The organism is Streptomyces sp. NPDC004752 (genome assembly GCF_053601275.1).
This window is the reverse complement of record NZ_JBSGBN010000010.1, coordinates 106,968-118,443: the sequence shown is the minus strand read 5'-3', so window position 1 is coordinate 118,443 and position 11,476 is coordinate 106,968. Positions and strand designations below refer to the sequence as shown.

The window sequence follows — 11,476 nt, the reverse complement described above, 5'->3', positions numbered from 1 at the left end:
GGGCCGCCCTCGGCCCGCGGCCTCGCACGGCCGTGAGCGACCCGGTCGCACCGGCGGCCACCGCCCGTACGACCGCCGACGGCGGCGCCGGGGGTGCGGGCGGCGCCGCCCCCGTCGTCCGCGCGCCCGGCGTGCGTTCAGGAGACCGGCGTGCACGGTCCGGCGGCGGCCCCCGGCGCGCGGGCGCCGACCTCCTCGTCGAGCGCCCGGGCGCCGTCGTACGCCTCGCCGGATGCTGTACACCCGTGCCACCTGACGAGATCACCGGCTTCTCGGTACGCGGCGGCGTCGTGACCGTGCACCGCGTACGGTGCGCCGCGGTGACGCGCATGAAGAACGGGGGGCGTGCGGAGGTCGGCGTGCGCTGGGGCGACAGCGCCGCATGCCGGGTCACGCTCGTCGCGGAATCGTTCGGGCGACCCCATCTGCTCGCCGACCTCACCGAGGCGATCGCCCTGGAGGGCGCCGAAGTCGTCTCCGCAACCGTCGAACCGCCCAGCCAGCAGCGGGTGCGCCACACCTACACCCTCCAACTCCCCGACGCGGCCCGCCTCCCCGCCCTGATGCGGGCCATGCGCAATGTGCCCGGCGTGTACGACGTGACCCGGGCGCAACACGAGCTCTCGGGCTCCTGAGCGGCGTTCGGCACCGGGCGTCGGCCTCCGGGGCGGCGCTCGGCACCGGGCCCTGGGCTCCGGGGGCCTCCGTCGGACCAACCCGTTCGAGTGGGCCGGGCGCGCGTCGTCCCGGCGGGGCACCCGCGCGCTGGTAGCGGTGGTGCATGCTGCTCACCCCCCGCACCCGGCCACGCCGGGCCGCCCGGCATCGCAAGGCCGCCCTCCTGGCCGCCGCCGTCTCCGTGTGCCTACTGTCCGCGAGCGCCCCCGCCGCCCCGCTGGGCATCGGCGACCGGCTCTACCCGTACCTCGGCAACCCCGGATACGACGTGGCGTCGTACGACCTCGACCTCACCTATCCCGGCAGCAACGACAAACCCCTCACAGCCGTCACCACCATCGACGCCTGGACCACCGCCACCCTGGACCGGCTCAACCTCGACTTCGCGCACGGCACGGTCGAGTCCGTGGAGGTCGACGGCAGATCGGCCGGATTCGCCCGGGCCGGCGACGACCTGGTCGTCACCCCGGATAGGCCGCTGCCCCGGGGCAACTGGCTGCGGATCACCGTCCGGCACACCAGCGACCCGATGCCCGCCAAGGGCCACGACGGCGGCTGGGTGCGCACCAAGGACGGCCTTGCCCTGGCCAACCAGGCCGACGCCGCGCACCTGGTCTTCCCATGCAACGACCACCCCTCCGACAAGGCGATGTTCACCTTCCGGATCACCGCCCCGAACGACTACACGGCCGTCGCCAACGGACTGCCCACGGGCGTGGACCGGGTCGGCTCCGCCACCACCTGGACGTACCGCACCCAGCACCCCATGGCCACCGAGCTCGCCCAGGTGTCCATCGGCCGCTCCAGCGTGCTGCACCGCGCCGGACCGCACGGGCTGCCGGTCCGCGACGTCGTGCCGGCCGCCGACCGCAAGACCCTCGAACCCTGGCTGGCGAAGACCCCCGACCAGATCGCCTGGATGGAGGGCAAGGTAGGGCCCTACCCCTTCGAGACCTACGGCGTGCTCATGGCCCAGGCCGCCACCGGCTTCGAACTGGAGACGCAGACCCTCTCCCTCTTCGAGAAGGGACTGTTCACCGAGCCCGCCTACCCCAAGTGGTACGTCGAGTCGGTCATGGTGCACGAGCTGTCGCACCAGTGGTTCGGCGACAGCGTCAGCCCGCGCACCTGGTCCGACCTGTGGCTCAACGAGGGGCACGCCACCTGGTACGAGGCCCTGTACGCCGAGGAGAAGGCCGACCGGCCCATGGTCGACCGGATGAAGGCCGCCTACGGTGCCTCCGACCGCTGGCGTGCCTCCGGCGGTCCGCCCGCCGCACCCAAGCCTCCCAGGCCGGGCCAGAAGATCGGGATCTTCCGGCCGAACGTCTACGACGGCGCCGCGCTGGTTCTCTACGCCCTGCGCCAGAAGATCGGACGCCCCGCCTTCGAGCGGCTGGAGCGGGCCTGGGTGCAGACGCACCGGGACGCCACCGCGACCACGGCCGACTTCGAGCACCTCGCCTCGGTGATCGCCGGACGCGACCTGAGCGGGTTCTTCAAGGACTGGCTGTACGGCGCGAAGACCCCGCCGATGCCCGGACACCCGGACTGGAAGTCCACGCCCCCCACGTAGGAGGCCGGGCATCCCCCGCGAAGGACGCGCGGGTCCGTTCGCCAAGGACGGCCTGGGGCCACCCGCGAAGGACGGCGCGGGCTCGTCCGCGCAGGGGCGTGCGGCGTCGCCTGCGAAGGAGGGTGCGGGTTCGTCCGCGAAGGAAGCCGTCCGCGAAGGAGGCGCCGTACCGCCCGCGAACGGGGCCGCGGGACAAGGCCCGGAATAAGCCGGTGACGAGACGGGCCGTGCCGTGCGACCATCGTCGGGTCGGCGCGGCACGGGACACGGGAATCTCCCGCCGTCCTCGTGCGTTGTACATCTCGACTGCCGTAACGGACATCACCTGCGACGTAAGGACCCAATGACCTCCTCTTCTTCCCCTTCCCAGGACACCAAGCGCCTTGCGCACGACTACCCCGAGGGTCTTCGGGCCGATGCCCTGATGGAAGAGGACGTCGCCTGGAGCCACGAGATCGACGGAGAGCGGGACGGCGACCAGTTCGACCGCTCCGAGCGCGCGGCGCTGCGCCGCGTGGCCGGCCTCTCCACCGAGTTGGAGGACGTCACCGAGGTCGAGTACCGACAGCTCCGCCTGGAGCGGGTCGTGCTCGTCGGGGTGTGGACCTCTGGGACCGTGCAGGACGCCGAGAACTCCCTCGCCGAGCTGGCCGCCCTCGCGGAGACCGCGGGCGCGCTCGTGCTCGACGGAGTGGTCCAGCGCCGCGACAAGCCCGACGCGGCCACCTACATCGGCTCCGGCAAGGCCGACGAACTGCGTGACGTCGTCCTCGATACGGGCGCCGACACCGTCATCTGCGACGGTGAGCTGAGCCCGGGCCAGCTGATCCACCTGGAGGACGTCGTCAAGGTCAAGGTCATCGACCGTACGGCCCTGATCCTCGACATCTTCGCCCAGCACGCCAAGTCCCGAGAGGGCAAGGCGCAGGTGGCGCTCGCGCAGATGCAGTACATGCTGCCCAGGCTCCGCGGCTGGGGCCAGTCGCTGTCCCGCCAGATGGGCGGCGGCAAGGGCGGCGGCCTCGCCACCCGTGGCCCCGGTGAGACCAAGATCGAGACGGACCGGCGGCGGATCCGCGAGAAGATGGCGAAGATGCGCCGGGAGATCGCGGAGATGAAGACCGGCCGTGAGGTCAAGCGTCAGGAGCGCAAGCGGCACAAGGTACCCTCCGTCGCCATCGCGGGCTACACCAACGCCGGTAAGTCCTCGCTGCTCAACCGCCTCACGGGCGCGGGCGTCCTGGTCGAGAACGCGCTGTTCGCGACCCTGGACCCCACCGTCCGCCGGGCCGAGACCCCGGGCGGCCGGGTGTACACGCTCGCGGACACCGTCGGCTTCGTCCGGCATCTGCCGCACCACCTGGTCGAGGCGTTCCGCTCCACCATGGAGGAGGTCGGCGACTCCGACCTGATCCTGCATGTGGTGGACGGCTCGCACCCGACCCCCGAGGAGCAGCTGGCCGCCGTGCGCGAGGTGATCAGGGACGTCGGCGCCACCGATGTGCCCGAGATCGTCGTCATCAACAAGGCGGACGCGGCCGACCCGCTGGTGCTCCAGCGGCTGCTGCGCGTCGAGCAGCGGTCCATCGCCGTCTCGGCCCGCACCGGCCGGGGCATGGACGAACTGCTCGCGCTCATCGACAACGAGCTGCCCAGGCCGTCCGTCGAGATCGAGGCCCTGGTGCCGTACACGCACGGCCAGCTGGTCGCCCGCGCTCACACCGAGGGCGAGGTGATCTCCGAGGAGCACACCGCGGAGGGCACACTGCTCAAGGCGCGGGTGCACGAGGAGCTGGCGGCCGACCTCGCGCCGTACGTCCCCGCGCCGCTCGCCTGAGCCATCGCGACACAGGTGGGCCACCGTGACACAGGCCGAGGGCCCGCTCCCGCCGACCGCGGGAGCGGGCCCTCGGCCCTCCGGGGTCACTGGCCGCCGTACGTCCTGCTCATGTTCTGGTAGAGCGCCTCGGCCTCCTGGCCGAGCTGGGGGCCCGCTAGCCAGGTGTTGTTCGTCGGGCCGATCGACGTGTTCGAGACCAGCACGGTCCTGCCGTTCGCCACCCGGAACCAGCCGCCCCCCGACGACCCGCCGGTCATCGTGCAGCCGATGCGGTACATCGTCGGCAGCGACGGGCTCAGTGACAGCCGGCCCGGCCGGTCCACGCACTTGAACATCTTCAGACCGTTGAACGGCGGCGCCGCCGGGTATCCCCAGGCGCCCATGCTGGCCGTCTCGGCCGCGGACGGCGCGGAGAAGTCCACGTCGAGCGCCGCGCCGACGGTTTCCTCCAGGGACTTCGACCCGTTCTCCGGCTTCACATGCAGTACGGCGTAATCGTGCGCGGCGCCCGCGCCGCCCGTCTCCGAACCGCCCTGGATCCACTCGTTCGACGTGGCGGCCCAGTTTGCCCACCAGGTGCCGTACGGCGCGATCTGCGAGGTCGTCGCCCCCGACAGCTTCGCCTCCGACTTGCCTAGATCGTTGTACGACGGCACGAAGGCGATATTGCGGTACCAGCCGCCGTTCTGCCCGGCGTGCACGCAGTGACCGGCCGTCCACACCAGGTTGGACCTGCCCGGATGGTTGACGTCCTTGATGACCGTGCCGGAGCAGACCATCGAGCCCTCGGGGGAGTCGAAGAAGACCTTGCCGACCGGGGCCGCGTTCTCGTGGTACGGCGTCTTCTCCGCCTGCGCGTGCACGGGCTGCGGCTCCGGGTCGCTGACCCCCTGGTCCGCGGAGGCGTCCTGCGTCGAGATCGTCTTGTCGGCCTCCTTCGCGGACTGCATCCGCTCCGGCTTCCAGAGGCCCTCGATCACCGGGTTGACGAAGTCCTTGGCCTCACTGAGCCACTTGTCCTTGTCCCAGTCCTTCCAGCCGCCGTCGGCCCACTTGTCGACATCGATGCCGTGCTCCCGGAGCTTGCCCGCGATGTCGGCCGGGATACGAGCCTTGCCGTCATCGGATCCCGCGGCCTGAGAGGCGCCGGACTTGTCGCCCGCCTTCTCGTCGTTCGAGCCGCCGCAGGCCGTCGCCGTGAGTGCCAGTGCCGCGACGAGACCGGTGGCCGCGAGGACGGTGCGCCGCCGCCCGCGCCGGTGCGCGAAGGGCGTACGTATGGAACGCATGGTGCGATAACCCCCGTTGAAGCGTGTGATGACACCCCACTATGCCCGTGGGGTTGGGGACGAACGGCGGCGAGGAGGTGAAGGTTCCCATGACGCCCCGCCGCCCCTGATCCGGCTTTCGGCCAGGCGCTACTGCGCGGCGAACTTCTTGCTGACCGCGCTGTACACACCCTCGGCCACATCACCCAGCCGCGGACCGGCCAACCAGCCCGAACTCACCGGGCCGATGGATGTGTTGGACACCAGCGCCGGCTTGCCGTCGGAACCGGCCTCCACCCAGCCACCGCCGGACGAACCACCCGTCATCGTGCAGCCGATGCGGTACATCGTCGGGTCCGACTTGCTGAGCGACAGCCGCCCCGGCTTGTCCTGGCACTGGTACAGCGACTGACCGTCGAACGGCGCCGCCGCCGGGTAACCGGTCGCCGTGATGCTCGCCACCTTCGGCACCGGCGGGGCGTCGAAGTCCACCGGAAGCGCCGAACCGACCGTCTCCTCCAGCGACTTGCCGCTGCCGCCCTCCTCGGGCGTCACATGGATCACGGCGAAGTCGTACGAGGCACCGTCCCCGCCCGTCTCACCGCCCTGCTCGATCCACTGCTGGGAGGTCTGCGCCCAGTCGCCCCACCAGATCCCGTACGGAGCGATCTGCTCCTTGGTGGCGCTCTGCAACTCCTCGTTCGTCATGCCCTTGTCGTTGTACGACGGCACGAACGCGATGTTGCGGTACCAACCCCCCTTCTTGCCGGCATGCACACAGTGGCCTGCGGTCCACACCATGTTGGACTTGCCGGGGTGCGCCGGGTCCTGCACCACCGTCGCCGAGCAGACCATCGTGCCCTCGGGGGAGTCGAAGAACACCTTGCCGGCGGTGGCGGCATGGGTGTGGTACGGCGGCTGCACCGCCTGTGCCTTCACCGGCGCCGGCGTCGGGTCGGTCACCCCCTGGTCACCGGAGAGGTCGTTGTCGTCCACGCCCCGGTCCGGGTCGTCGGCGTCCCGCATGCGGTCGGGGTCCCACAGGCCCTTGATGATCGGGTTGATGAAGTCGTTCGCCTCACGCAGCCAGTCGTCCTTGTTCCAGTTCTTCCATGCGCCGTTCTTCCACTGGTCGACGTCGATCCCGTGCTCCTTGAGCCGCTCCTTGATGTCCTCCGGGATCTTGATCTTTCCGTCGTCAGCGGACGCGGAGGCGGTGGCCTGACCGCCCGCGTTGTCGTCGCCGTCGCCATTGCACGCGGTGGCGGTGAGCGCCAGCGCCGAGACGAGGGCGACGGCCGCCAGCACGGGGGAGGTTCTGCGGCCCGTACTCCTCCCGCGGCGAACGGTGAAGGACGGCCGTATGGATCGCATGGTCTTGACTCCCCCTGGTGGTAAGGAAACTCGGTGCTGCGACCGTGATGTCAGGCGGAACTCAAGGGGAGTTCACGCCGGTCTCACGGCCCTCTGGGAACGGCACCACACACTATGCGTTCGCTGTGGGGGACTTCCGACGGAACAGCAACAGTTGCGTCACGGCAAGGATCTTGAAGCAACCCGTAACCCGCTGGGCGGTCCGGGGTTGTAGCCGTGAGGGGCCTGCTGCCCGTGCCCGGTCCCGCGGATCAACTCGCCTCTGGAACAGCGGGAGGACTCGGAGCCGTGGCCGTGACCGATTCGGTGACCGATCCGGTGACCGGGGAGCCGTCCGGGGGAGCGCACGCCGCCCCAGCGGGCACCCCGGCGACCCCGTCGAGACGCGAGCCGACAGCCCGCACCAGCGCACCGCTCTTTCCCACCGCCCTGGTGCGATCGCCCGGGCTGACCCTCGATGCCACGGGCGACCACCGCCGCCTCGACTGCCGCTCCGGCGCCGAAACCCTCACCGCCGACCACAGCGCCCCCGCCGCCCTGGAGGCCGTCCGCCAGGTCCTCACCCAGGGCACGCCGCTCTTCGCGCTCGACCTGGCCGCCCCCATCGGGGACGCCTTCGTGCCCGAACCGCTCCGCGCCCTGCTGCTTGCTCTCACCGACTGTGACCGGGCCCGCAGGCGGTGCTACGGATCGGACGGTACGGACGCCGTCGCGGCGGGACTCGTCATGACCCGTGACGCCCCCTCGTACCCTCGCCCTCACCGGCACCCATCCCGGCGTGGCCACCGGTATCCCGACCGCGCCCGTCGACGCCTGCACCGCACGTATCTCCCGGCTTCCGCACCTCCGGGACCACAGCCGTCTGCTCGGCGCCGACAGCCGGTTCGTTGGCCGCAGAACTCCCCGCCCGCGGCCCGCTCGCCCGACGCCGCAGGCCCGGAGGCCGAGAGGCCCGGAGGCCGCACCGGCTGGACGGGACGGACCACTACGCCGTTCCATGTCGGCACCGTCCCGTGAGTCGGGCAAGCCCGAAAGGCCGCCGCGCTGTCGCCTCACCCATGCACCGTCACCTTCGCGCCCTCATGAACCGCCTCCCCTCGCTGTCTCGTCATCGCCCGACGCCTCGTCGCATGAGGCCGAGCGACGCAGAAGGCCATCGCACACCTGCTCCGCACGCCCCCTAGGAACAGTCTTGAACGCCAGCACCACCCCCAACGGCCGTTCCCGCACCCCTGACACCACCTCCCACGACAGACACACCCCGCCTACGCCGAGGGCCGAGCGGGTACCCGAGCAGAAACCCCGGACCCTGGAGGCGGACCGTCCCTGGGGCCTGTCCGAGGACTTCCTGGAGCACCCCGACGTTCACACGGCCGCCCAGAGCGCAGCCGTGGAGAACCTGCTCCGCTGCTGGGTCCGCGAGATGAACCTCGCAGCGCCCGACGCCGGCCCTGACGCCGAGGTCGGCACCGGCACCCGCTCCGGAACTCTTCGCATCCCGTTGCCCCACAGCGGGGCGGCCTTGATGGCACCCGTGCGCTACTGGTCCCCGACCGGCTGGCACCGATTCGGCCGCCCGTGCCTGGCCGACGCCCCCGCGGACGCCCCGCCGGTCGACGCCGTGACCCTCGCGGCACTGATCACTAAGGAGACGCTCGGCGGCTCCCACGCCCCCGCCGGTGCGGACACCGCCCTGACCACCAGCGGCGGAGATCTGGCCGCGCGAGTGGCCGACTCGGTCCGCCGCACCGCTGTCTTCATCAGCGACCGGCGCACCCACCCAGCCGACGGACCCGACGCGTTCCTCAGCGCCGAACAGGCACTCCTGCTCGGACACCCGTTGCACCCGACCCCGAAGAGCCGCGAGGGCCTGTCCGAGGCCGAAGCCCGTCCCTACTCTCCGGAGCTGCGTGGCTCCTTCCCTCTGCACTGGATGGCCGTATCACCTTCCTTGCTCGCTGCCGACTCGGCCTGGACCGAGCGTGGACGCCCCGTCCGGGCGGATCACCTCACGGCACGGCTCGCCGGCTCTGGGCTGCCCTTGCCCGACGGGTTCGCCGCCCTGCCCCTACACCCCTGGCAGTCGCGTGAGGTCCGGCACCGACACGACATCGCCGCCCTCCTCGACGCGGGGTTGCTCCAGGAACTCGGTCCTTTCGGATTCCCGTGGCATCCCACCTCCTCTGTACGCACCGTCCATCAATCCGGTGCTCCCGCGATGCTCAAGCTGTCGCTGGGCCTTCGGATCACCAACTCCCGCCGGGAGAACCTCCGTAAGGAACTTCACCGCGGCGTCGAGGTGCACCGCCTGTTGCGCTCCGGCCTGTCCCTGCAGTGGCAGGCCGTGCACCCGGGCTTCGACATCGTGCGCGACCCCGCCTGGCTGGCTGTCGACGACCAGGACGGCCTGCCCGTCCGGGGACTCGATGTGGTGATCCGGCACAACCCCTTCGCACCCAGCGACGACGTCTCATGCCTTGCCGGTCTTGTCGCGCCTCGGCCCATGGCCGTCCCTGCCGCCAACAGCCACCTTGAGGCCGCGAGGGCACAGCCTGTTCAGTCCCGCCTTGCCCAAGTCGTCACGCGTCTCACCGAGCGGACTGGTCGTCCCCGTGGAGCGGTCGCCGCGGAGTGGTTCCTGCGCTACTTGGAACATGTCGTGCGTCCCGTGCTGTGGTTGGACAGCGAGGCAGGGATCGCCCTGGAGGCGCACCAGCAGAACACGCTGCTCTTGCTGGACGGCGACGGCTGGCCTGCGGGCGGCCGCTACCGAGACAACCAGGGCTACTACTTCCGCGAGTCCCGGCGAGCCGAACTCGACGCACGACTGCCCGGCATCGGCGAGCACAGCGATACGTTCGTCTCCGACGAGGTCACCGACGAACGGTTCGCCTACTACCTCGCCATCAACAACGTGCTCGGCCTGATCGGTGCGTTCGGCTCGCAGCACCTCGCCGACGAGCGCCTGCTCCTGGCCGCGTTCCGTCGTTTCCTCGCCGGCATCGCCGCGGGGCCCACACCGCTGCGGACCTCCCTCCCCGCCCGCCTGCTCGACTCACCTGTCCTGCGCTGCAAGGCCAACCTGCTCACCCGGTTGCACGGCCTCGACGAACTCGTCGGCCCGGTCGACACCCAGTCCGTCTACGTCACCATCGCCAACCCCCTTCATTCCTGAACCGAACAGCACCCACTTCATTCACCTTCCGAGGAACGAGAGCCACCTCGGCCGCTGAGAGGAGCGCGGCATGTCCCCTGCCGACGCGAGCACCGACACCGGACCCGTGCCCGTTCACCCCGGCTCCTGCAATCCCGGAGGGGAGAGCGAGGACACGTTGGACCTGCGCCTCCCCGACGAGCTCGTCGCTTTCTTCGCCGGGGAGCCGAAGGACGCCGACGGCCGAGCCGGTGCCGGCACCGGTGCTGGTCCCCTCGCCGCGGGGGACGAGTGGCGGCTGTCTCCGACGAGGGCCGACCTGAGCGCACGCCTTGCGACGGATGCCGGTCGGCGCTCGGTGCCAGACGCCGGGTCTTCCTCCGCGGCTCGGGGTGGCTTGCCGTCCGCGGCACAGGGTGGCTCGCCCTCCGAGACCGATGCTCGCTCGTCCTCTGAGATCCATGCTCGATCGTTCTCCGCGCCCGACGCCGCTCTGTTCTCTGTCGCGGGCGATGACCTCCTCGACCATGTCGCTGGCTGGGGCCCGACCGGCACACGCGCGGGCCTGTTCCAGTTGGTCCCCGTCCGCCTCGGCCACGATCTCCCGCTCATCAGCCGCTGGATGAACGACCCGGCGGTTGCCGCGTTCTGGGAATTGGCCGGTTCCCAGGACAGGACCGAGGAGCACCTGTGTGCCCAGCTCACCGGTGACGGCCGTAGCGTGCCGTGTCTCGGCATGCTGGACGGCACCCCGATGAGCTACTGGGAGATCTATCGGGCGGATCTGGATCCACTGGCCCGCCACTACCCGGCCCGCCCGCACGACACCGGGATCCATCTCCTTGTCGGCGGCGTCTCCGACCGGGGGCGGGGCCTGGGGTCCGCCCTGCTCAGAGCCGTGGCCGATCTCGTCCTGAGCCGACGGCCCGCCTGCGCGCGAGTTGTCGCCGAGCCCGATCTCCGCAATACGCCGTCCATTGCTGCCTTCCTTTCTGCAGGCTTCCGGTTCGCTGCCGAGGTCGACCTGCCCACCAAACGGGCCGCTCTCATGATTCGGGACCGGTCACTGCGCGATGTGCTGTAGCGCCGAGTGACGATGCATTCACATGTGGTACACCGCTCGGGCCGCTCCGGTTCCCAGCCGACCGAACCGGATGTGAGCGAGGCAGCCGGTTCGACTACATCGAGACAGCCGGATTGCCGGTCGCCTCGTCTTCCGCCGTGAGTCAAGCGATCCGGATGCGGAACGGCGCGCTCCCCGGCACGGCCACGGTCTTCATTTCACCTACCGGAATCAGCCCGACCGGACCCGATCGTCCGGCCCGGCATCCGCTGGAGCCCGTTCGCCCCGGCCCTTGTCCGGCCCTGCTCCAGTGCCACACCGCCCTGAGACCCGCTCCGCCCCCACCCCTCTTCACGTCCCGCCGAGGAGGCCCCACCGTGATCCGCTCCGACCGTCGCCGGTCCCGTCCGTGGCCTCTCAGCCAACCCCACGCCCCTCGGCCCCTCGGCATCCGAGAAGCCCTGTCCGCTGGCCCGTTGTTCGGCCCGACCACCTGCCCACACCCCGTCCCCCCTCTCGTCTC

At 70.9% G+C, this 11,476-nt stretch carries 8 protein-coding genes; 6 read left to right on the top strand and 2 right to left on the bottom strand.

The features are described from left to right. The 3 genes from ACWEKM_RS06785 to hflX form a co-directional block, all read left to right on the top strand. The coding region (locus ACWEKM_RS06785; protein WP_451620085.1) for an ACT domain-containing protein at positions 1-635 on the top strand (635 nt) is incomplete at its 5' end. A 146-nt stretch (positions 636-781) separates the two neighbouring features. Further along, complete coding sequence (locus tag ACWEKM_RS06780) at positions 782-2,254, top strand: M1 family metallopeptidase (protein ID WP_451620084.1); 1,473 nt, start codon at positions 782-784, stop codon at positions 2,252-2,254. Positions 2,255-2,597: 343 nt separating this feature from the next. Continuing rightward, positions 2,598-4,091 (top strand): GTPase HflX, encoded by a 1,494-nt coding sequence (gene hflX, locus ACWEKM_RS06775; RefSeq protein WP_451620083.1) that lies wholly within the window; start codon positions 2,598-2,600, stop codon positions 4,089-4,091. 86 nt (positions 4,092-4,177) lie between these two features. Here hflX and ACWEKM_RS06770 read toward each other — a convergent pair whose 3' ends face one another. After that, a complete protein-coding gene (locus ACWEKM_RS06770) occupies positions 4,178-5,383 on the bottom strand; it encodes a trypsin-like serine peptidase (RefSeq protein WP_451620082.1) in 1,206 nt (401 codons plus the stop codon). Positions 5,384-5,512: 129 nt separating this feature from the next. Then, positions 5,513-6,736 carry a trypsin-like serine peptidase gene (locus ACWEKM_RS06765; protein WP_451620081.1) on the bottom strand — a complete coding sequence of 408 codons (1,224 nt, stop codon included), beginning with the start codon at positions 6,734-6,736 and terminating at the stop codon, positions 5,513-5,515. A 288-nt stretch (positions 6,737-7,024) separates the two neighbouring features. Here ACWEKM_RS06765 and ACWEKM_RS06760 point away from each other — a divergent pair, with 288 nt between their 5' ends. The 3 genes from ACWEKM_RS06760 (at position 7,025) to ACWEKM_RS06750 (ending at position 10,974) form a co-directional block, all read left to right on the top strand. Next, positions 7,025-7,753: a hypothetical protein gene (locus ACWEKM_RS06760; RefSeq protein ID WP_451620080.1), complete on the top strand. Its 729-nt coding sequence runs from the start codon at positions 7,025-7,027 to the stop codon at positions 7,751-7,753. Positions 7,754-7,928: 175 nt separating this feature from the next. Then, positions 7,929-9,911 (top strand): IucA/IucC family protein, encoded by a 1,983-nt coding sequence (locus ACWEKM_RS06755; RefSeq protein ID WP_451620079.1) that lies wholly within the window; start codon positions 7,929-7,931, stop codon positions 9,909-9,911. Between the two features lie 70 nt (positions 9,912-9,981). Beyond that, positions 9,982-10,974: a GNAT family N-acetyltransferase gene (locus ACWEKM_RS06750; protein WP_451620078.1), complete on the top strand. Its 993-nt coding sequence runs from the start codon at positions 9,982-9,984 to the stop codon at positions 10,972-10,974. Positions 10,975-11,476: the final 502 nt, after the last annotated feature.

Bases quoted from the DNA above. Each gene is read 5' to 3' on its own strand.
- ACWEKM_RS06780 (WP_451620084.1), top strand. From the start codon at position 782: ATGCTGCTCACCCCCCGCACCCGGCCACGCCGGGCCGCCCGGCATCGC.
- hflX (WP_451620083.1), top strand. From the start codon at position 2,598: ATGACCTCCTCTTCTTCCCCTTCCCAGGACACCAAGCGCCTTGCGCAC.
- ACWEKM_RS06770 (WP_451620082.1), bottom strand. From the start codon at position 5,383: ATGCGTTCCATACGTACGCCCTTCGCGCACCGGCGCGGGCGGCGGCGC.
- ACWEKM_RS06750 (WP_451620078.1), top strand. From the start codon at position 9,982: ATGTCCCCTGCCGACGCGAGCACCGACACCGGACCCGTGCCCGTTCAC.
- ACWEKM_RS06765 (WP_451620081.1), bottom strand. From the start codon at position 6,736: ATGCGATCCATACGGCCGTCCTTCACCGTTCGCCGCGGGAGGAGTACG.